We start from the raw sequence: 22,760 nt of genomic DNA on the forward strand, positions 1-22,760 counted from the left end.
CTCCGAGCGTTCTTAAGCATCGGACATAGGAGGCCGCGATGCCATGGACTTGGCGCTCGAGTCGCTAGAGCAACTTTGCCAGGACCTACGGCTACTCCGACTCCAAGCAGGCGGCCCCAGTCTGCGTGACCTGTCCGTCCTCGTGGGCATCAGCAAGAGTCAACTGGGATCGATCCTGTCCGGGCAGGTTCGCCGGCTGCCCGACTGGGACGTGGTCAAGGGGCTGGTGGAAGCCGTCCGCAAGTACAGCGTCGACCGCGGGCGGCTGGGCCAACTGTCGTTGACCACCGGCGTGGAGGAGTTCTGGCGGCCCCGTTACACGGCGGTCGAACACGCGTTCAGCTACCGACAGGTCCAGCGCTCCGAGACGCCGCGGGTCCTCGAACCGGCTCCGCACCCTCCGGTCGTACCGCACCAACTGCCGCCCGCCGTGTCCCACCTCAGCGGCCGATCGCCCGAGCTGGCCGCGTTGGACGCGGTGATCGCGCAGGAAGCACCGGCCGGCTGCGCGATGATCGCGGCCGTTGGCGGCATGGCCGGCGTGGGAAAAACGGCGCTGGCCGTACACTGGGCCCACAAGGTCGCCCACCGCTTCGCCGACGGGCAGCTGTACGTCAACCTCCGTGGGTGTGATCCGGACGGGCCACCGATGTCTCCCGACACGGTGGTGCGGGACTTCCTGACCGCTCTCGGCGTACCGGCCAGTGGGATTCCCGCGACCCCGGCGGCACGCATCGCCCTCTACCGCTCCCTGCTCTACGACCGCCGGATGCTGTTGGTGCTGGACAACGCCCACACGGTCGAGCAGGTGCGCCCGCTCCTGCCGGCGAGCTCGGGCTGCCTGGTCCTGGTGACCAGCCGACGCCGGATGGCTGGTCTGATCGTCGCCGACGGAGCCCGCTCGGTGATGCTCGACGTACTGGCCGACAACGCGGCCGGTGACCTGCTGGCGCGCCGCCTGGGGGCACGGCGGGTGGCCGCCGAGCCGGGCGCGGTCCGCGACGCCGTCGAGCGGTGTGGTGGGCTGCCGCTGGCGCTGGTCCTCGTCGCCGCCCGGGCGCTGACCCATCCCGGCGTGGCCCTGGGCACGCTGGCCGCCCGACTGTTGGACGGCGGCCGCGAACCGAACACGCTCGCCAGCGATCCGGCCACCGACCTGAGGGCGGCGTTCTCCCGGTCGTACCGGACGCTCAGCCCGCCGGCCGCCCGACTGTTCCGGCTGCTGAGCCTCCACCCGGGACAGGACGTCAGTGCGGCCGCAGCCGCCAGTCTGGCCGCCCTCCCGATCGCCGAGGCGACCCTCCGGCTGTCCGAACTGAGCGAGGCGGCCCTGGTCACCGAACGGAGGCCGGGCTGGTACGCGCTTCACGGCCTGGTCGGCGCCTACGCCGGCGACCTCGCCGCGCACACCGATCCCGAAGACGTCCGGCGCGCCGCGACGGTCCGACTGCTCGACCACTACGTCCACAGTGCGCGGGCCGCCGCGATCCTCGTGGCGCCCGGCGACGATCCGGACCCGGTACCGCTCGACCCACCGTCCACCGGCGTCGTCCCCGAGCCGTGGTACGCCGACCGTGCGCCAACGACTGGCTGGTTCGACGAGCGGCGACCCGTGCTCCAGACCGTGCTGGACCACGCGATCGGCGCCGGGTTCGCCGCCCACGCCTGGCACCTGGCCTGGAGCCTGGACGCGTACCTGGCCCACGGCGGCCACCGGCCCGACCGCGTGGACATCTGGCAGATCGCGCTGCACGCCGCAGAGCGACTCGACGACCCGGACGCCCGGACGACGGCCCGCCGCCGCCTGGCCGCCGCCGTCCGACTCGACCGGACGGTCGAGGTCCTCGCCCACCACGAGCGCGCCCCCGTGCCCGATCAGCGCCGGCACGGCACCCGGCGCACCACCCTCGACGCCGAGGTCAGCTCGCCCGCTTCTCCAGGTCGGGGCCGCGCCCAGCCGGCGGGATGAGCCCGGACCGGTAGGCGAGCGACACGAGCTGCGCGCGGTCGCGGACGCCGAGCTTGGTGCGCACCCGGTAAAGGTGCGTGCGCACGGTGGCCACACCGATGATCAGCTCACGGGCCACGTCCTCGGTCGACATGCCCCGGGCCACCATCTGGGTCACCTCCCGCTCGCGCGGGGTCAGTTCGGCCACCTCCGGATACTGCGTCGAGGACGTGGTGTCCGGCTGTTCGCGGAACCAGGTGACCAGGCGCTGCGCGACGTTCGGGGCGAGCATGGCCCGCCCCGCGGCCGCCGCCCGGATCGCGGCGACCAGGTCCTGCGGGCTCGCGTCCTTGCCGAGTAGGCAGCTCGCGCCCGCGTGCAGTACGTCGCTGACGGTCTTGTCGGCGTCGGACGCGGTGAACACGACGACGTGGGGCGGCGGGTCTTCCTTGCCGAGCCGGCGGATCATTTCGAGGCCGCTGATGACCCGCAGGTTCAGGTCGGTGACCACGACATCGGGCCGTGCGGTGCGCACCAGCATGATCGCCTCCATACCGTTGTCGGTCGTCTCGATCACGTCGATGTCCGGCACGGCGTCGAGTAGCGTCCGCATGCCGTCTCGGACGACCGGCAGTTCGTCGCAGATGAGTGCGCGGATGGTCATCGCGTTCCACCTCGCGACGGGTCACCGGAGGCCCGGTCGACGAAGGCCGCGACACCGGCCACGGTCGGACCGTCAAACAGATCGAGGAGCGTCATCTCCACTTGAAACCGCGTGCGTACCAACGCGACCAGCCGCGCGGCGAGCAGCGAATGGCCGCCGAGGGCGAAGAAGTTGTCGTCGACATCGACCTGCTCCAGGCCGAGCAACTCGGCGAATAGCGCGGCCACCTCCTGTTCGACCGTCCTGCGGTGCGCGGTCGGGTCGTCGCCACCCTCGTGAGGTGGGAGACCCGCCGTGTTCGTGCTCTGCCACACATCAGCCATCTGTCCGTTGTTGTGCCCACCGGTATTGACGGGATATTCAGAAGATATCGACGCCCGAGGATGCGTTGCCGACCCACCCTTCCGTATTGGTGGGTCTCGAGCGTTTCGCCCGGTTACCGGTCGGCCGGGGTCCTCCAGCCGGTGAACGGCACACCATGGCCACTCTCGACACGAGCGTCGGCGATCGTCGGGCGATAGCCGATCGATATCGCCCCCGGGTTGCCTGGAACGCCGGCGGGACGACGAAGGGGCCGGCGGTGGAGTTGACGACGTGGCGGGAGCTGTGCAACCGGGGACGTGACCTGGTCCTGTGCCTGGATTTCCCGGGCGGGCGGGCCGCCGCCGGCTTCGCCGATCTGGCCGCCGGGGCATCCGTCGAACTGTGCTTCCTTCACCTCGCCTGGTCGGGCCTTCACACGGATGCGCGACTGGACGAGCACATCGCGCAGTGGGTGGACGAGGCGCTCGGGACCCGTCGTCCGGTGCGGGCCGTGTTGGGCTTCTGCGCCGGAACGGCCCTGGCGACGCGCGTCGCGGACGCGGTCAGCGCGACGGCCGGCGCGACACCGCCCGCAGTCCTGCTGTTCGACGCGGCGGCGGTGCCCGGCAGCGCGCTCCGCGACCAGTTCGTGTCGTCGGTCCAGGCCTCCGCGGCCTACCTGGCCGAAGGCGAGCTGGACGATGCCCGGCAGTGGTCACGGGAACTGCTCGCCACCGGCCGGGACGACCTGCCGCGGGTCGCCACGGCATTGATCGACCGGTACGACCAGCTCATGTCGGGCATCGCCGACCGGCTTTCGCTGGGCGAGGCCATTCGCCGGGAGCTCACCGACGGATTTGCCGCGTACCTGGCCTACCTGCTCCTGGCCAGCCAGGGCGGACTGGACCTGCGGGTGGGAACGCCGATGTTCCTGTCCTCGCGGGACCACAGGCTGCCGGTGAATCCGACGCGCGGCATGTCGTTCGGGGTCGACCGCGAGGGACTGCTGGGCGACGCCGACGTGTGGAAGGTCGTCGCCGGCGTGCTCGGCGAACAGCGGCCGTAGTCCGGATCCGCGCCGCGCCGACAGTCACGAACCTGACGGTCGGCGGACACTCACGCCTGCTCTCGCCCCGGCGTCGCCGCTTTCATAGCTGACCGTATGCGAACAAGACGCGCGCTGACCGGTGCTGGATTTCGGCGGCGTCCGTCGCTGTCCGCAGAATCTGTCGGACAAGCGTGTAACGGCCTGCACACACCATCTCGGATGTCCGCATTCTGTCCGGAATCCAGGCATACCAATTTCCTGGCGAGCAACAATTCCCGTGACGGCATGGAGCCAGAGGTGACACCGATACGGGTTTATGTAGCGCGGTACCGCCAACTTTGGGATGGACGCGCCGAAGCCACCTCATATTGAGGAGGGAGCACATTTGTGTGGTTTCGCGTTCTCGGTCCGCTGGAGGTCGTCGGTACGACCGGCCACCTGTCGTTCCCGCCCCGACAGCGGACCGTTCTGTCCATGTTGTTACTCGAACCCAACCGGGTGGTGACCGTCGAGCGCCTCGTGGACGCCGTCTGGGACAACACGCCACCACCGACCGCGAAGGAGCAGGTCCGGATCTGCGTCTCCTTCATCCGGCGCGCCCTGACCGGCGGCGGCCGGCCCGACGCGATCGTGACCCGCCCACCGGGCTACTCGATCCAGTGCACCGACCACGAACTGGATCTGCTCGAGTTCAACGACCTGGTCGCGAGCGGTCGGCGGCTGCTGGCCCAGGGCCGACCGCACGACGCGGCCGACACGCTCCGCGACGCCCTGCGGCTGTGGCGGGGCGCCGTCCCACTGGCCGGCGTACGCAGCCAACTCGTCCAGTCGATCGGCACCCAGCTGGCCGAACGGCGACTGGCCGTGATCGAGGAGTACGTCGACGTGCGGTTGCGGCTCGGTCAACACCACGAGTTGACCAGCGGGCTCGCCGAACTGGTCGCGGCAAACCCGTTCCGCGAGCGGCTGCGGGCGCGACTGATGATCGCGCTGTACCAGGGCGGACGGCAGGCCGAGGCGTTGCACACCTACCGGGTCGGCCGACAGTTGTTCGTGGAACAACTTGGCCTGGAGCCCGGGGTCGAGCTACGCCGCTTGGAGCGGGCGATCCTCGCCGGCGAGGTGGCCGACCTGCTGGAGCCGGAGGAGGCGTCCCGCCCGGTGCCGGTACGGCCGGCCGCACCCCGCCTGTTGCCGGCCGACATTGGCGACTTCACCGGCCGGCGGGACCTGATCGAACGGGTGCGGGCGGCACTGCGTGGACCGCGCGACACCGGGTCCCGGGCCGTGCCCGTCGTGATCGTCACCGGCCGACCCTGGCTGGGGAAGACCACCCTGGCCGTGCACGTCGCCCACGCCCTCGACGGGGAGTACCCGGACGGCCAACTGTTCGCCCGGCTCGGCGGTGCCGCCCGCCCGGCCGACGCCGAAGGGGTGCTGGCCCGTTTCCTCGGCGCGCTCGGCGTGCCGGGCCGCGCCGTACCCGACACCCTGGAGGAGCGGACGGACATGTACCGCAATCTGCTCAGCGACCGACGGATTCTCGTGGTCCTCGACGACGCGGGCGGCGGGCAGCAGGTGGCACCGCTGCTGCCCGGCAGCCCGACGTGCTCGGTGATCCTGACCAGCCGGACCCGGCTGGCCGTGCTCGGCGGCGCGACCACGCTGGGTGTCGACCCGCTGGATACCCAGGAATCGGTCGAACTGCTCACCAGGGCGGTCGGCCAGGAGCGGGGCGACATCAAGGCGGCCGACATCGCCCTGCTGGCCGACCTGTGCGCCGGCGAGCCGCTGGCGCTACGGCTGGCCGCCGAACGGCTGAAGAGCCAACCGCACCTGCCGGTACGGGACCTGATCGTCCGCCTGTACGACGACCGCCGCCGGCTGACCGAACTGTCGTACGGCGGCCTGGACCTGGTGGCGATGGTCGACGAGATCTGGCAGGGGCTCAGCCCGCTGGCCCGGCGCCTGCTGCGACGCGTCAGCCGACTGGACGATCGGGGCTTCCAGGGCTGGATGTGCGCGCCGCTGCTGGACGTCGCCGAGCAGGACGCGCAGGACGCACTCACCGAACTGTTGGGCGCCGGGCTCCTGGACATCGAGCGGCAGGACGGCCAGGTCGTGTTCCAGCTGCGGGGCCTGCTGCAGGCGTTCGTCCGGCGGTTGGCGGCCGAGGACTCGCTCATCGGTGACACCGGCCACGCGGCGGAGCAGCCCGACGAGAGCCGCGACACCGCCGTGCCACCTTGGTGATCGACGCCGAGACCCCCGAGCGGATCGACCCGCTACCCGACCGCACCGCCGACACCCTCGAAGCGTGGTTGCGCGCACCTCCCGGCGTCGAGGTCATCTGCTGTGCTCTGCCCAAAACGGCGCAGGTCGCAGACAGGTGGCACCTGTGGCGCAGCCATCCCCAGCGAGGTGAAGGCGCACAGCACCTGCTGGGCCCCCGTCCTGGACGCACCCATCACCATGACGGCCGCGCCTCCAAGACCCTGGGGGTGCCGAGAAAGACCTGGATTTTGATGGGTAGCGAGGATCTGGCGGGCCCGTTCCAGCACGGATTCCGGGCTGGCCGGCCACCGAGCTTTGCCTTCTAACGGTGGAACGGGCAGGAGATCCATCAGGTTGGTGGCGACTCGCCGGACCCACCGTCGGTCGCTCCATCGCCTCGATCTTCCTCGCTGGAGTGCGAGGAACGGATGGAACCGCCATCAGCCATCAGGATCACCCGGTAACCGTCAGCGACGAGAGCATCAAAGATGTCCAACCCAGAATTGCCTTCGGCAAGAGTGCCCACCACCGACCGACTCTCACCCGGCATCTCTCGAACGGTCGCACCCGCCACCCGAGCGACCACGTCCACCAGCCGCTCGAACGACCGCGGCGGGTCGACATATCCCACCACGAGCTCGTAGTCCGTCATGACTCTTCACTCCTCCCACTGTCGATCGCCGGATGATCGCGACGGTCGGCGGTCGTGCGGAGGGGTTGCCGCTACGGGGTCGCCGCCCACGGCGGCGCGGGCGGGTTTGCGCTGACCTCGGTACGGGGTGGGACCGGCCAGTCTGGGATCAAGGTGGTTTCTCCGGTGAGTTCGAGGGCGGTGATCGTGACCAAGTCCTGTACCGCCTGGACGAAGCCCTCGACCCACATCAGCGTGATGGACGTCTTGCCGTCCTTGCGGTCATACAGGGTTCCGGAATCGTTCGGCGCGGTCTGCGGGTCGTCGCCGTGCGCGAGCCGGTTCCGGACCGCCTTGGCATCCCGTAGGTAGTTGTCGAGGCGCTGCGCCTCGATGGTGGTCCAGAGCCAGCGCCCACCGCGACCCGGCTCGGGCTGCGCGCGGACCCGGGCCCGCCACTGACCGGTGACGTCTGGGACGCCGAGGTGCTGGCCGAACTGCTGCCGTATCCGTTCCATCGTCGCCGGCGTGTTCTGCCGGGGGCCGCCGTGCGCGCCGATCAACTGGTTGAAGAACATCTCGAACGGCCCGTACGTCAGAAGGAACGCCCCGTACCTCATGCTCCGATACCGGGAGTTTCGCCTCGCCTCGTCCATGTTGTCGCGGTGGATGGTGATCAGATCCACCGGGGTGACCAGCCGCGCCGCGAAAACACCCAGCGCATCCTCAACCGCTGCAACATTCACCACGACCCGCGAGGGTACTGACCGACCACCAAGGCTGCCCCACCCCTCCAACAAGCCCCGATTCCGACGGCCTCGGCGAGCACCCAACCGACCACAAGAGACAAGAAGGCAAAGGGGCCTGACCGCCGTTTCGGCAGGTCAGGCCCCTCATGATCTTGTGCGCCCGAAGGGACTCGAACCCCTAACCTTCTGATCCGTAGTCGGCAGCCCTGTAGGCAGAGTAATCCGTATAGCACCTTATCAAAGCTGGTCCGAGTCTAGCCCTAGATCCTGGTGGGTCCGACCGGATAACCGCAGTTCCACGCCCCCTGCCGGACCAGAAGCCGCGTATCACTACTCCCCGCGATCGGGGCAGGGGCCCAACTTCCGCGTCGGTCCGAGGGGGTCCATGCCAGTCCCCGACGTCCGAGCACCCATAGAGCACCCAGGGAGCTCCGGCCCGGCTGGTCAACATCGCGCTCCACGACACCAAGCGTGCCGCGACACGGCCGGCCAGCAGCAGACCCAGATTCATCAGGTTGATGGCGGCTCGCCGGACCCACCATCGGTGGCTCCATCGCCTCGATTTTCCTCGCTGACGTGCGAGGAACGGATCGGACCGCCATCAGCCATCAGGATCACCCGGTGACCGTCAGCGACGAGAGCATCAAAGATGTCCGCTACCAGCTTCGGTTCCCGCGAAGGAAACTCCAGCTTCAGTTCGATCACGCACGGATGACTGGCGAACGGCTCAAGATCAGCGGGATCGAACCGCACCCAGAATTTGCCTTCGGCAAGAGTGCCCACCACCGACTGACTCTCACCCGGTATCTCCCGAGCGGTCGCACCCGCCACCCGAGCGACCACGTCCACGAGCCGCTCGAACGACCGCGGTGGGTCGACACAGCCACCACGAGTTCGTAGTCCGTCATGACTCTTCACTCCTCCCACTGTCGATCGCCGGATGATCGCGATGATCGGCAGTCGTGCGGAGGGGGTGCCGCTACGGGGTCGCCGCCCACGGCGGCGCGGGCGGGTTTGCGCTGACCTCGGTACGGGGTGGGACCGGCCAGTCTGGGCTTAAGGTGGTTTCTCCGGTGAGTTCGAGGGCGGTGATCGTGGCCAAGTCCTGTACCGCCTGGACGAAGCCCTCAACCCACACCAGCGTGATGGACGTCTTGCCGTCCTTGCGGTCGTACAGGTCCCGGACGCGTTCGGTGCGGTCTGCGGGTTGTCGTCGTACGCGAGCCGGTTCCGGACCGCCTTGGCATCCCGTAGGTAGTTGTCGAGGCGCTGCGCCTCGATAGTGGTCCAGAGCCAGCACCCACCGCGACCCGGCTCGGGCTGCGCGCGAACCCGGGCCCGCCACTGACCGGTGACATCCGGGACGCCGAGGTGCGGGCCGAAACGCTGCCGCATCCGTTCCATGGTCGCCGACGTGTTCTGCCGGCAACCGCCGTGCGCGCCGATCAACTGGTTGAAGAACATCTCGAACGGCCCGTACGGCGCAGTGACGGCAGGTAGTCGAGGTTGAAGTATTCCCGGGTTTGACCCGCGCGGGAAGTGCTTACCGGACTCGCGTCGCAGTGACAGCCTTCGACCCCTAGCCCTACTCGGCATAACTCAAATCTTCACTTCTATAATATGGCCGCCGGCAATCTCCTTGCGGAGTCGGACGGCCTCAAATTTGCCTCCAATTTTTATTCCCGAAGGCCAGAATGGATCAAAAAGCAAAATTCGATCACCGGCGAAGTGAAGCTCGACCGCTCTGAACCGATTTTCAGGACCGCTGGAGTCGACATCTAAGTGCAGAACAACAGCCAAGCATCGCAATGGGGCTATTTCTGAGAGGTAGTTAATCGACAGATCTGCGAATACCGGTTCGAGCGATGGCTCGGCACTCAGGGCTGGAGGGGTCACCAGGGCGTCGCTATCCGCTAACCGAATCTGGCCCGACTTCTCATCGATGTTCATGGCCATGAGCCCGCGGGTAGACTCAACAAAAACGCTCCTTGGGAAGAGTTTCACCTGCCTTGGTAATGTATCGAGATCCACGAAGGCTGGGACAAAAATAGCCTCCATCATTGAGTGCCGCTTGACCATCTCAACAGCCCAACCAAGACCAGCACCTTCGCACTCGTTCACCAGAGTTCCTTTCTAGCTAGGCGGCCCAGACAGCATCACGATTGCCTTATCTAGACCTTCCCCTGTTCTGAGAAGAGTCCAGAACTGGTTTTCGGCTGTAGTGACAAGCGTTAGACCCTGTCCACGATATATCTTTGCCGCAGGTTGCCCCTGCTTCAGGGTACCCCAACCCGCGAATGCAAGATCACCACTTTCCACCATCATTGACAAATCGTCCAGAAACATGGGACCCCCTTTAGCAAGGGTTGTATATCTATTTCCAGTTACCCCTTGCAGCAACGTCTTGTGGTTGAGGAAATGCGACTTAAAGTTTCGACCGGGCGTGACGCGTGCGCCACCGCCCCCGGTAGCGGCTGAAAAAACCGCTGCCAGGGCTACGGCCTGGGTGTCCTCGCAGTCATCCATGCACTGGCCCGCGATGCCTGCGATCGCCCCAGCGGCGAGCAGGCAGGCTGGGCCGGTTTCGGCACAGAGGACTGCACCTACGGTGGCCACCACGGTTGAGACGACTGTCTGGTCCAGCGCCTCCCAGTAGTCCTTGAAGCTAGGGGTTCCGAACAGGGCATGCTTGATACGGACCATGATGGCGTTGTAGGCATACGAGCCGGGGATGTTCCAGGTGTCCGGGTTCTGGTCGATCACCATCCGGATGTAGTTGTCAAGTTGCCGCGCCTTCTCCGGTGGAATGGCCGGCAGGTTGGCAGAGGGGTTGTTGCCGGACCCTGTGCCACCGGTGGCTTCCCCTGCGCTCGTATTCTGCCCGTTGCCTTGGTTTTCCTCACAGTGACGCTGGGCGACCCCAGTGTAGTTGTAGCATTCGTCCTTGGGTGGCTGGCCTACTCCTTCATCGGTGCCGCTGCAGGTATAGAACCCCGCGCATTCTTTTAGCCCGCTGGGGTCGCTGGAGGTTATCGGTGAGCCGCTGGTGTAGCCGTAGCCGGTCCAGGACTGCGGGTTCTGCTGGTCGAAGACTGGGTCGACGGAGACGAACCGGCCGATGGTCGGGTCGTACTCCCGGGCGCCGAGGTGGGTCAGCCCGGTGTTGTCCTTCGTGCCGCCGACGAAGCCCTTATCGTTGGCCCAGGTCGGGCTGCCCCCGCGTGGGTTGCCGTAGGGATTCTGGCGGCGGACCGTGGCTGTCTGCGCGGCGGTGGCGCTGACGGAGACGTTCGCGGTGCCTTGGTGATCGGCGGCTAGCCACGTTAGTCCTGCGCTGGTGCGGGAGGCGACCGTGGACCCGCCATAGGCGTAGTAGCGGGTGCAGGTGGTGTTTCCGGTACTGGTGGTGTACCGCAGTTCCTGTCCGGGCAGGTAGAGCGTCTTGCCGGTCGGGTCCCGGCGTACGAGTCGGTTGCCGTCCGCATCGTAGATGTAGGTGGTGGTGCCTGTCGAGTCGGTGCTGGTTTCGAGGTGTCCCTCGGAATCCCAAGTGAGCACCTGAGAGCCGGTGCCACTCGGGCAGGTATTCGCGGCCGTCCCGGTGGGCCGACAGGTTGTGTTGCCTGACTCGTCGTATCGGTAGTCCTGCGTTATCGAGCCAGTCGTGGTGGTCGACAACGCATGGGGTCGCGATGCTTGGGCAGCGGGGTATTCGTAGGTCGTGGTGGTGTTGCTGGATGTGGTGTGCACTGTCTGGGTTTCGCGGTTGCCCACGAGGTCGAATGACCAGGAGTGCCAGTATGGTGCAGGACCGCCGAGGGAGGTAGCCACCGGATCGGCGTCGCAGTCGCTGTTGGTCGGGGTCCAGGCGTGCCTGAGGCGGCGAAGGTGGTCGTATCTGAAGCACTGGGTGTCGTCGACCGGGTCCGGTGCGGTGTCCATCGCCTTGGTGATGTTGCCGGCCTTGTCGTACGTGTAGCGGATGTCGGACAGCGTGTTCGGCGCGACCGTGTCCCGATCTACCCGGACTCCGGTCAGCCGTCCTGTCTCGAGTTCATGGGTGAAAGCCTGCAGTACCCGCCCGCCAGCGGTGTTGTCGGTGTCGAGTGTGAGTTGATTGAGTTCACCAAGGGCGTTGTACGTCGTGCCCACCACATAGGACAAGTTTGCCGCGCCGTACAGCGAGGTCATCGTGGTCGGCTGACCCAGTGAGTCGTAGGTGTAGGAGAGTGTCTCGGCCGGCAAGTCACCCCCGGTGGACGGCAGACCGGTCGAAGCGACGCTGCCGTCGACGTTATAGGTGTTGGAGAAAGTATAGGTGCCGGCTAGGTTGCTCTCTGCCGTCGGGATCACCACCTCGATCCCGTTCGGTTGATATTGGTCGGTGTAGCTGGTGACCTTGGTCTGGTAGGCGGCGCTGCCCACGAACCGGGTCGACTGAGAGAGGCGGCCCTTGGCGATCGTGTCGTAGACCCACTGGGCCCGCATTGTGCCACCGACTGCGTTGTCGTACACCGCCCGTTTACGGCCTAGCGCGTCATATAGGTATGCCAACTTTTTACTGCGGGCGTCGGTGGATGAAGTGACGCGGTCCCCCGCGTCATAGGTGAAGGTAGTGACACCAGTGTCGGGATCGGTCTGCCTAGTGCGACGGCCCTGCAGGTCGTACTCGTAGAGCCACTGGTTATTCATGGAATCGGCGACGCTGGCGAGTTGGCCCTTGCGGGTGTAGGCGTAGGACGTGGTGTCCCACGAGCCGACCGTGTTTGGTGTCGGGCTCGCGCCGTGGTACTGGCGCACCGAGACGGTCCGGCCGAGCGCGTCGGTCAGTTTGGAGGTGGCGGTGCCACCTGCGGGTGGGGTCACGTCGGCACGGTCACCGGCGTAGTAGACGGACGTCCGCCAGCGTTCCGCGTCGTAGGGTTGGAAGACCGATGCGGTTGGGCGTCCCGCGCCGTCGAAGATCGTTCGATTCTGGTTCGGGACGAATGCCCGATCGGTGGCGGTGTCCAGCGTCGTGCCGGGCACCCCGGTTGCGTGGTAGCTGCCGAACATCTTCACCTCTCGACCGGCGGTGTCGTAGAAGGTGTCCGTGAGCAGCCGGCCGCCGGAAGGTGATGGAGTCTGGGTCTGCCGTGGCCGGAGCAGGCCGTCGTATAGGGCGTACATCGTGTTGTAGGCACCGGCCGGGTTCAGCCGGGAGGTGGATACCACGGTGGCGGCGTCGTTGCGGATCAGGTAGTTGAAGGTGGCGGTGGCTGTCTGGGTCGCCTTATTCCGGCCGGGGAGCCACACTGCGGTCAGCCGGCCCAGGCCGTCGTAGGCGAGGTCGGTCCGCTTGTTGTTGGGGTCGATGATCGCGGAGTTGTTGCCCCATGCCGGGTTCACCGTGGTCGAGGCCACGTGCAGCAAGGGGTTGGTGACCGTGGTTGCGGTCACCGGGCCACCGGTGGTGGGGGTGTACTCCGTGGTGGTCTTGGCGTTCAACGCGTCCCAGGCCGCAGTCACTCGCCCGTTCTCGTCAAAAGTGCCTCGCGAGACCGTTGCGAAGGTTGGCGCGCCGGCATTCCAGGAAGCCATCTTCTCGGTCTTCGTTGCGAGGCCGCGGATGGGTGCCGTCCCGAATGTCTGCCCGTCGAAACTGGTCCGTTCCTCGGAGATGACGTCCGCGTCTGCCAGGGCCGCGGTGGGTGTCGTGGCCGAGCACTGAACTGCGTACGTCTGTGTGCGTTGCACCTTGTCCACGAGCCATTTTGTGGTGTTTCGGGGTTCGTAGTCGATCTTCTTGCACTGCTCGTCGCCAGCGACTCCGTCGTGGCCGAAGTCGTCGATCTTCGTGGGCATGCCGAAGGAGTCGAAGCTGGTCGTGGTCTTGGTGGCGCGCTCACCACGCCCGTTGTCCAGGGTGGTGTATTTGCGGGTCGTGGTGGTTCGAGCGAAGCGCGCGGTCACTGTGTCACCGTTGATGGTGCGGGTGGCGGTCGCGGCAGAGCCCCACGGATCGTTGGTCTCGCGGGACACTACCGCCCCATTCGGACCGTTGAGCGTCTTGGCCTCGCGGGTCATGCCGGCGTACCAGTCTGCGTCGGTGAACCCGTCGATGGTGACTGTCTTGGTGCCCCCCGAGGGGGCCGCCCTGTCCCCGTCCATGCCCCGGAAGTAGCGGGTCTCGGTGTAGGTCTGCTCTCCCGGGTCGCCGGTTGTCACTCCGACCCGACCGTAGCCACGGAAGCTCGACCAGGTCTTGTACCTCTTCTCGATTAGGCCGTCGTCGTCGCTGTAGTGCCAGGCCGCGCCGTCGAGGTAGGAGTACTTGTACACCGTGCGAGGGCTGCCCTGCGGTGGCGTCCCCCCTGTGTTGTCCTGTTCGTAGACGGTGGTGACCACATACTTGTGGAACCAGTCGGTCACCGGGTTGGCGTAGCCCTCCGGAGTCCAGACAGACGGGTAGCAGCGCTTGGTGTTGGTTTCTGCCGTCGGAGTCTGGCCAGCCACGCAGTCCGGGCCGGAGTAGGTGACGCTGATGGTGCCGCCGGTCTCGTTCCGGATCTTGGCGATTCGCCACCAGTTCATCGCCGCCGCGAAGTCGATCGTGTCCACCCGGTTGGCCAGTTGCACCCCGGTGAACTCGATATCCGGGACAGCGGTGGTCGTGCCGACCAGGCCGGCATGGGAGATCTTGGACAGCCACAGGCCGGCGCGGGTGCCGTCCCCGGGGTCTGGGAACGTGTGGGTCAGCGTCCAGCGCTCCACGTCGGAGTAGGCACCGCCGGAGCGGATCTGGGTGGTCACCGACGCCAACCGCTTCTTGGTCCAGAAAGTGGGCGAGTACACCGTGCCGCAGTTCGACCCGGTGCACTGCTGGTCCCACGGAGTATCGGGCCAGTGCGCGGCATCATGGGTAGTGCAATTGGACAGGCAGCGGTCGGCAACCTCGAAGACCACCTGCGCCGGCGCCGGGGTACTCAGCACTGAATCGACATCGTTGCTACGCCGAGTGCCGTAGGAAATATGGTCGAGATAGCCGGCCCGGTCATACGAAGCGGCGTCGTCGGCGTCGAGATTACGTCCGTACTTGTTGGTCTCCTTGACGTACCAGTACGAGGCGGAGTTACCGTGGACGTCCACCACATAGTCGAGGTTCCACCGCCATGCCTGTGTACAGTCGGAGTCGATGAACGCGGCGGCGTGGCACGGCTCATTCGGTTCGTTGCCGAACACCGGGGCAGTGAGCGTGGAGTTCGTCACCGGTTTGTCGGAGACCCAGCCGGGCAACTGGTTTAACCCGAACCAGTACTGGGTGCCATCGGTGGTGGTGACCACCCAGTGCTCGCCGTCGTTGTCGTCATTACTCGCGCCGGTCTTGTGCGCGATTCGCGAACCGTCGTCCGACCGCAGGTGCCAACGGTCCTCGGTCGCGTTGTAGATCAGCTCGCCGGAGTGTCCACCTAGGGAGAGCGTGGCGTTGCTGGTCTCCCAGCACAGGTCACTGGTCTTCTTGCTGTTATTGGCTGAACCTTCCATGTCCTGGCCGCAGCCGACGTATCGCCGCTCAATGAACCCGCCGGGGTTAGCCTCGAAGCCCTCGCCTGCCCAGGAGGGCTGGTTGTTGCTGGCCGCTTGCCGGCCGTCCACGGATTGCGAGGAGTACGAAAGCGCCAGGGTCGGTGCCGGCCCGCCGAGCGACGGCGGTACCCGCATGGGGTACGACCAGGTGAACGCCCCGGAGTTCCCGCCAGCGCTCCAAGTCGACGACGGCTGGAGCGAGGTGGCCTTGTAGTCACCCGCAGCGCTGGAGTCGCCGGCCGTCAACGCCACCAGGACGCTGCTCCCGGACACCGGCACCGCCGCCGACACGTCGTGCGTCCTCAGGTTGTTAGTTGACCGCAGTGGGGTGCCTGCACATGCCTGTGCCTCCGCCTGTTCGGGGGCGCAGGCCGACATCGACACCATACGCAGCCGCGACGCCCAGTCGCCGCCGTAGGCAGACGCGAATGCCCCGTAGTTCACCGTCAGCTGTAGGCTGCCCGCGCTTGCAGCACCGTCGGCTCGGCCCACCCTGAGCAGGAGCCCACGGATTCCCGCCTTCTCGGTGTCTGCCCGGTTCAACAACTCCACCCGGACCCGGGTTGGGGTCGTGGCAGGAGCGAGTGTTCGGCCGGTCGCGGACACCGCGGGCGAGGACGCCGAGGCGACCCGAACTGGCAGTGCTCCTGCCGTGACAGGCGTGGAGGTCCTCCCGGCGATGTCGACCTCTACGGTCCCCGCTGCGGGCCACACCGGTGCGGGCTGGCGGCCCGCGTCGGGCATTACCGCTCGTGGTCCCGGTGTGCTGGGTACTACAGGAGCCACTGGAACAGTCGGCACCTTCTGCGGTGCCGGTGGCTGATAGCGCTTCGCGCCCGCAGCCGACGTCGGTGCACCAATGAGCGTCGCGGCCATCAGCGCTGCGGTTGCGGCTGCTATGACCATGCGGACTCTACCGAGTCCACGGAATCGGCGGAGTGGGCGAGTCGAGTCCATCGTGTGCTCCCCGAGGTTATCCGTGCTCGTCATGAGTGTGGATCTTGGGTACCCGCGGCCCCAGATTGGTTGCGGTCCGAGCCTGGTTCGGCTCGCCGACTGCTGATGTGCACTTCCTGGCAGTCCGGTGGCGGCCGCCCCGACGGCGCTGAGGAAACGGCCCGTCATGGGGTGGGTGGGCTCAGCCGCAGACCGAGGCCGGGGCGGAGGACCGGCTGGCGGTAGGTGTATTGGACGGCGGTGGTGCCGTCGGTGTTCTCGATGCCGATGGTGGCGGCGCCGCCGCGTTCGAGGAAGGTGCCGTCGTTGTCGGTGTAGGTGAAGCTGTAGCCGCCGGTTTCGTCGAGAATGACCTGGAAGGTGATTCGGGTGAGGGGGTCTTCGTAGGAGTGGACGTTGCGCCATTCGATGACAAACTGCCGGCTTCCTGTGCTGCCGCGGACGGTGGTGCGGATGCTGGCGTTGCTGTCGACGACCCAGTCGTGCCAGAAGGGGTAGAGGGCGGCGTTGGGTTCTTCGGGGCTGTCCGGTGAGGGGATCGGCCAGGCGTCTGGTGAGGGTTCTCCGGGGTCGATGAAGCTGATCACGCCGTTGATGTCGACCCAGCCGGTGTTGTAGGTCTGGCCGTAGAGGTTCACGGGGAAGGGCAGGGTGACGGGGGTGTAGGCGTCGTCTCCGGTGAGTGGCAGCACTGTGGTGTTGGCGGGGATGTAGGGCACGGCTTGTTCGGCCAGCGTGTAGCCACCGCCTGTGGGCGTGGCCGCCAGGGTGAAGTCGGCGAGCGCCTGGGTGCTGGTGCCGACCGCGACCTGTCGTGCGTCGGAGCCTTTGCAGGTGCCGCTAGTCGCGGTGCTGATCGCCGCCCAGGTTCCGGCGGGTACGGCGTCGACCTGGTAGGTGCCGTCCGTTGCGGTTGTGGCGGTCTTGCCGGCCACCGCGATGGTCGCTGCGGCGATGGGGGTGCCCTGGCAGGTGACGGTCCCGGCGAGGCTGCCCTGTCCTGGCGGGTTGGGCTTGAAGGTCACGCCTTGACCGCTGGCCAGCCAGTTCTCCCGGTGCAGGTACTGGAAGCCGATGGACCCGTCGGCGTTCTCGATTCCGACGGTGGACTCGCTGCCCCGCTCGATCGGTTTGGTGGGGTCGATGCCGTTGTAGGCCAGGGTGATGTCGCCGCCTTCGGTGAAGATGACTTCGAAGGTGGTTCGGGTGGTGGTGTCGCCGTGGGCGTGGACGTTGCGCCATTCCACGATCCACTGCCGGTTGGGGGCGGTGCCGCTAATCTTGGTGGCGATCGCTGCCTGTGAGTCGATGACCCAGTCGTCCCAGTGGACGTAGACGGCGGCGTTCGGGGAGCCTTCGGCGGCTGGCGAGGGGATGGTGCCCGGTGCGGAGCCGATCCAGCCGAAGTACGCCGGGTCTTTGAAGCTGACCAGACCGTTGGCGCTGATCCAGGCCGAGGTGTATGACTCGCCGTAGAGCTTGACCGGGAACGGTGGGTTCTTCTGCCATACGGTGTCGTCGCCGCTCCAGCCTTCGGTGACGTCGCCGGGGACGAATGTCTGTGTGCCGGTGGTGCACTTGTAGCCGAACTCGTCGCCGTCGACCATGACCGACAGGTCGACGTCGGAGGTGCCGCCGGGGTGGTTGATGGTTTCCTTGGCGTACTGGCCGGCGCAGCGGTTGTCACCGGTCGAGGCGGCGACCGCGTATTCGCCCACCGGTACGGCGGTGAACTGGTAGCTGCCGTCCGCGCCGGTGGTGGTGCTGCGGTTGCCGGGGTTCATGGTGATCGTGGCTCCCGCGACCGGTTGGCCGGTCACGGCAGTGGTGAGCAGGCCCGTGACGGTGCCGGTGGGGGCGGGGGTGTAGGTGATCGAGGTGTTGCCGGGCAGGGCCGCTTCCTGGAAGGAGTAGAGGGCCGCCACGGTGCCGGAGGCGTTCTCCAGGCCGACGGTCGCGCCTGCGCCCTGCTGGGTCGGGGTCGACATGGCGCCGTAGTGGAACGCGATCCGCCCGTCCTCGTGGAAGATGACCTCGAAAGTCAGCCGCTCCGTCTTGGTCGGGCGGAATCCGACGTTGCGCCACTCCACCACGTAGGACCGGTTCGGGGTGGTGCCGAAGGTCTGCGTTCGCACGCTCGCGGAGGTGTCGACCTCGAAGTCGTCCCAGAACGGGGCCACCACCGCGTTGGGTGCGGTCGCCGTGGGCATGGTCGGGTTGGCCCAGGTTTCCGGCAGGCCGGAGGCCGCGCCGAAGCTGACCAGGCCGTTGGTGTGCACCAGGCCGGTGGTGTACGACTGGCCGTGGAACTGCACCGGGAAGGGCAACGTCACCGATGTCGCCGCGTCGTCGCCGGTCAGGGCGAGCACGGTCGACGCCGCCTGGTAGCCGGTGGCGCCGGTGGCGCAGGCGTACCCCAGGCCGCCGTAGTCGGGGCCGAGTTGGAGGTTACGGACGGTATCGGTCGAGAGCTCCACCTGGTTGCGGGCCGTGACGCCGCACCGGCCGGCGAGCTTGGCCGACACGGTGTAGCTGTCGGCGACCAGGCCGGTGAAGCTGTACGCCCCGCCCGCGCCGGTGGTGGCGGTCAGGCCGCTCGGGTCGAGCGAGACCGTGGCGCCCACGACCGGGGTGCCCGCAGTGTCGGTCAGCGCTCCGGAGAGGTTGTGCGTCTCCAGCCCGCCGGCGACGTCCGGGCGGACGAAGGTGATCGACCGGGCGTTGGCCAGGGCCGGTTCATTCGCGGAGTACGTCAGGCCGTCCTCGCCGGCGTCCGCCTCGATGCCGACGATCGCGTTGGCGCCTTTCTCTGCGGCGTTGTCGAGTTGGTCGTAGTTGGTGGTCACCGTGCCGTCCGGGGCGAGGATCGCCTCGAACGACAGGCGCTGGGTGGTGTCGCCCTTACGGTGCACGTTGCGCCACTCGACGATGAACCGCTGTGCGCTGCCGGCACCGGTGGTCGCCGTCCGCACGCTGGCTAAGCCATCGACCACCAGGTCGTCCCAGAACGGGGCGACCACGGTGTTCGGTTCCGTCGGAGTGGGCAGCTGACCACCACCGGTGTACGGGTGTGAGCCGCCGGGGTCGGTGAACGAGAGCAGGCCGTTGGTGTCGACCCAGGCGCTGCGGTACGCCCCGCTGTAGAACGGAAAGGCGAAGGGCAGTTGCACCGTGGTGACGGCGTCGTCGCCGGTCAGTGGCAGAATGCTGTTGGCGGCGGTGAAGGCGGTGCTCTGTTCGGTGCAGGTGCTACCGAGGTCGTCGCTGATCGCGGCGAGGAAGATGTCGAGGGTGAGGCCTTGGCCGTCGATGTCGATCGGCTGGCTGAATGCCGCGCCGCACCTTCCGCCGACGGTGGCGGTGATGATGTATGAGCCAGTAGGGAAGTTGGTCAGCAAGTAGCTGCCGTCAGTGCTGGAGGTGGCCTGGTGGCCGCCGGGCTGGAGTTGGATGACCGCCCCGGCCTGGGGCAGGAAGTTCGGGTCCCACACCGTGCCGGACAGGCTCGCCGCAGACGTCACGGTGAACTCACTCTGGTTCAGGTCGCTGATCCGGTTGCCGTCGTCGACTGCGGCGGCGTAGACCGGTCGTGTACCGGTAGTGGCGCCGATGTTGATCGTGACGGTTGCCGTGCCGCCCGCCGTGGTGGCGTTTACCGTGCTGCCCAGGCTGGTGCCGTCGATGCTGTACTTGAACTTCGTGACGTTGGTGTCGCCGCCGGCGTCGAACGTGACGGCGAGGTTTCCGCCGGGCGTGACGTCGCTGCCGTTCGGGAAGGTGATCTTCGGCTGTAGGGGCACCGCCAGCTTCGCCAGGTTCGTCGGCGTCTCGATGAAGTGGTAGAACCTGGCGTCGTCGACCGATCCGGTGAAGAAGCTGTCGGCACCGCCGTTCCACATGCGTCTGCCGATGGCCACCTCGGTGGTGGCGTTGAAGCCGCCGGAGAGAGTCGCGGTGGCGGTCTGGGCCACCCCGTTGACGTAGAGCGTCAGTTTCTTGGTCGACGCGTCGTACACGCCGGCGAGGTGGGTCCACTTGCCCGCCGTGGGCGCCGAATCAGAGGAGACGCTGTACAGACCGGCGTTGTCGGTGTCGGCGGCGGCCATCGCGAACCGCCAGCGTTGGTTGCTACCGGCGTAGCCGAGGTGATAGGCGGACATGCGGGATCCGCTGGCACTCATCACGGTCTGGACCCCGGTTCCCGAGATCGAGTTGATCTTCACCCAGGCGGTGACGGTGAAGCTTGAGTCCGTTCGCGCGGGCGTGGAGGCCCCGGTGTCCGGGTGGGGATAGGTGATGGTGCCGGTCTTGGTCACCGCGGTGGTCCCTGGCAGCGACAGGGCCGTGCCGACGCCGGAGCGACCCGCGACCCGGGTGGCGGGCGTGCCGAGGGTCAGGGTGTTGCCGTGACCGGAGACATCGGTGCCGGTGGTGCCGGTTTCCTCGAAGGTCCACTCCGCGGCCGGGCCGGACCCGGCACGGACGCTGAAGGTGTACGTCACCGGGGTTGAGAACCGGGTGGCGTGGTCCTTCGACCATACGTAGAGCGTGTTGATCCCGTCGTGCAGTGGCGCAAGGGTGATCGACGCGCCGTAGTCCGTGCTGCGCGCCGGCACGGTCTTGGCCGCGGTCAGCACGCCGGAGTCGAGGCTGTACGCGTACTCCTTCACCTCGTGCGGGCGGGTGGCCGGGGCGGCGACGCTGAAGGTGCCGCTGAGGCCGACACCGCCGCGCGGCACTCCATCGTTGGTGTAGTTGGTCGACGAGACGCTCGCGGGCGCAGGCGGCGCTGTCGCGTCGACGGTGAACTCACACGTGCCCGACCAGGGTCCGTAGTGTGAACCGTCCCAGGTTCGGGCCTGCCACACGTAACTCGCGCCATCGGTCAGCTTGCCCGCGGGTATCGCTTTCGACGTGGTGGACGGGTTGCCCGCGGCCTGCGAGATCTTGTTGGTCTCGTTCCGCGTGCCGCCTACCGGCCACCAGTAGAAGTAGGTGGTCAACGACTGTTGCGAGCTGTCCGGGTCGGAGTGCTTGGCGGCCAGGACCGGTGTGGGGGTCAGCACGTACGGCCGGGAAGCGCCGGTGGCGCAGGCCTTGCCATCGGACTTGCGGTCGCCCGGCGCGTTCGGATCGCTGTTGAAGGTGATCGCCAGCTTCGGTGAGGCGTGGTTGAACCGCTTCCACTGGTCCTTGGTGCCCTCGTCGACCGCCCGCAGCCCCACCGTCAGGTTCGGCCACTTGCTCGCCGCCGCCTTCGCCACCATCGAGGTCACGTTGAACTCGATCGTGCCGGTTCCGAGGCAACCGTGCGCGGAGCCGTACTTGCGGTTGCCAACGCTCTGCGCCGTGTAGGTGCTGTGCCAGGTCGGCTGGTTGTTCCACGTCGTGCCCGACGAGATCGACCCGGTCATCCACAGCTTCGCGTTCGACTTCGGGCTGCACGTCCACGACCACCGCTGCTCCACCCGGAACTGCGCGCTCAGGATGTGCTTGCCCGCCACCGCCGAGGTGTTCATGCGGAACAATGACCGGATGATGTGATCGGCGCAGCCCGAGCAGTCCTCGGTGCGTCCCGCACCCGCCGAGCCGATGATCTTCCCGTTGTACAGCGCCGTGGTGTTCTGCCAGAAGGAACTCGACTTGTGCTTGCTCCATACGGAGGTCCAGGCGTTGCTCGCGATCCCCCCGGTCCACGACGGATCGATGTAGATCGGCAACCTCGTCCGCTGATCGGTCAACATGGCCTTGTCCGGAACCACCGTCACCGATTTGTCATCGACCCTTACGGGCATCACCGCCCTACGGGCAGCCTCCGGCACCTCATCCCGGCCTGCCGCACCGCCGACCCTGGCACCAGCGGCGCCAGCCTCGGCCGCTGTCGGCTTGCGCGACGGGCTGACGGCAGGCTGCCCCTTGTCCTTCTCCGGCGCTCCGCCGGCAGGTTCTCCGGTTTCGGACGAGTCCCACATCAGGGGCGCCGGCGCGGCGAAGACGATGCCACCCTTGCTATCCCGCGCGGCGAGCCCGCCACCGGCGGACGGGCCGACCGTGACGCCCTTCGTCTCGACTCCGAACGTCAGCGTCGCCAGTTTCGGGTTCGCGGCAGCGGCGCGGGTCTTGACGACCAACACCTGCGAGAAGCCGAGAGGCTGAGCGGTGACCTGAAGATCCACATCCGGAAGCACGTTCCGGTAGGTCGCCGTCGAACCGCTAAGCACCGGAGCCGGCAGCTTCCCAGGCCAGGACACGCCCAGCTCGCGACTATCGTCACGCAACCGCACGAACGGACCCCTGCCCTCGCCGGAGAAGACCATCGGCAGGACCGTGGCCCGCGGCACAACCCCCTCGGAGGTCAACTTCAGCGTCGTGTCCACGGGCACCCACGACCCGCCCTTACGCACCCGGGTCGGCTCGATCGTCTGCTCCAACGTCTGCGACCCATCGACGTTCAGGAACGTCCGCGACCACTCCGTTCGAGCCGAGATGTCCTCCACCCGCCGACCACAGACCACCAACATGCGTCGGGCCGCGGCCGCGTCCGGCTGCTCATCGACGCAGGAACCCTTCGGTGGTGTGACAGCCGCAGCAGCGGCGACAGCAGGGACCGAAAGCCCTGC

The 22,760-nt window shown here is 67.3% G+C and carries 11 protein-coding genes and 1 pseudogene; 4 read left to right on the forward strand and 8 right to left on the reverse strand.

Translation table 11 applies throughout. From position 1 onward, the window contains the following. Positions 1 to 142: 142 nt before the first annotated feature. On the forward strand, positions 143 to 1,969 hold the full coding sequence (locus B5D80_RS03605; protein ID WP_158224110.1) for an NB-ARC domain-containing protein: 1,827 nt from the start codon (positions 143 to 145) through the stop codon (positions 1,967 to 1,969). On the opposite strand, the gene B5D80_RS03610 is transcribed toward B5D80_RS03605, so the two are convergent. Further along, the gene (locus B5D80_RS03610; RefSeq protein WP_088642326.1) at positions 1,920 to 2,612 is read right to left on the reverse strand and encodes a response regulator; all 693 of its coding nucleotides are present in this window, start codon (positions 2,610 to 2,612) and stop codon (positions 1,920 to 1,922) included. The genes B5D80_RS03605 and B5D80_RS03610 overlap by 50 nt on opposite strands. Beyond that, positions 2,609 to 2,935 carry a phosphopantetheine-binding protein gene (locus tag B5D80_RS33265; protein ID WP_158224111.1) on the reverse strand — a complete coding sequence of 109 codons (327 nt, stop codon included), beginning with the start codon at positions 2,933 to 2,935 and terminating at the stop codon, positions 2,609 to 2,611. The genes B5D80_RS03610 and B5D80_RS33265 overlap by 4 nt, the downstream gene beginning before the upstream one ends. A gap of 257 nt (positions 2,936 to 3,192) precedes the next feature. Between B5D80_RS33265 and B5D80_RS03620 the strand changes: the two genes are divergently transcribed. From B5D80_RS03620 to B5D80_RS35040, 3 genes and pseudogenes are all read left to right on the forward strand, one after another. Next, positions 3,193 to 3,981 carry a hypothetical protein gene (locus B5D80_RS03620; RefSeq protein WP_158224112.1) on the forward strand — a complete coding sequence of 263 codons (789 nt, stop codon included), beginning with the start codon at positions 3,193 to 3,195 and terminating at the stop codon, positions 3,979 to 3,981. 369 nt (positions 3,982 to 4,350) lie between these two features. Continuing rightward, positions 4,351 to 6,216 (forward strand): AfsR/SARP family transcriptional regulator, encoded by a 1,866-nt coding sequence (locus B5D80_RS03625; RefSeq protein ID WP_281253435.1) that lies wholly within the window; start codon positions 4,351 to 4,353, stop codon positions 6,214 to 6,216. After that, positions 6,192 to 6,432 (forward strand): annotated as a pseudogene (locus tag B5D80_RS35040) (ISL3 family transposase); the annotation flags it as partial. The gene B5D80_RS03625 and the pseudogene B5D80_RS35040, both read left to right, overlap by 25 nt. Before the next feature lie 154 nt (positions 6,433 to 6,586). On the opposite strand, the gene B5D80_RS03635 reads toward B5D80_RS35040, so the two are convergent. The 6 genes from B5D80_RS03635 to B5D80_RS03655 form a co-directional block, all read right to left on the reverse strand. Next, positions 6,587 to 6,889 carry a hypothetical protein gene (locus B5D80_RS03635; RefSeq protein ID WP_088642330.1) on the reverse strand — a complete coding sequence of 101 codons (303 nt, stop codon included), beginning with the start codon at positions 6,887 to 6,889 and terminating at the stop codon, positions 6,587 to 6,589. 71 nt (positions 6,890 to 6,960) lie between these two features. Beyond that, entirely contained in the window at positions 6,961 to 7,617 is a 657-nt protein-coding gene (locus tag B5D80_RS03640) for a hypothetical protein (RefSeq protein WP_144081557.1), read from the reverse strand. A gap of 510 nt (positions 7,618 to 8,127) precedes the next feature. Next, positions 8,128 to 8,403: a hypothetical protein gene (locus B5D80_RS32735; RefSeq protein WP_144081558.1), complete on the reverse strand. Its 276-nt coding sequence runs from the start codon at positions 8,401 to 8,403 to the stop codon at positions 8,128 to 8,130. An 813-nt stretch (positions 8,404 to 9,216) separates the two neighbouring features. Further along, entirely contained in the window at positions 9,217 to 9,738 is a 522-nt protein-coding gene (locus B5D80_RS32740) for a hypothetical protein (protein ID WP_144081559.1), read from the reverse strand. Between the two features lie 12 nt (positions 9,739 to 9,750). Continuing rightward, on the reverse strand, positions 9,751 to 15,735 hold the full coding sequence (locus B5D80_RS03650) for an RHS repeat-associated core domain-containing protein (RefSeq protein WP_342747075.1): 5,985 nt from the start codon (positions 15,733 to 15,735) through the stop codon (positions 9,751 to 9,753). 569 nt (positions 15,736 to 16,304) lie between these two features. After that, on the reverse strand, positions 16,305 to 22,637 hold the full coding sequence (locus B5D80_RS03655; RefSeq protein WP_245854202.1) for a carboxypeptidase regulatory-like domain-containing protein: 6,333 nt from the start codon (positions 22,635 to 22,637) through the stop codon (positions 16,305 to 16,307). Positions 22,638 to 22,760 lie beyond the last annotated feature (123 nt).

It is taken from the genome of Micromonospora wenchangensis, from assembly GCF_002210435.1.
GTDB lineage: Bacteria > Actinomycetota > Actinomycetes > Mycobacteriales > Micromonosporaceae > Micromonospora > Micromonospora wenchangensis.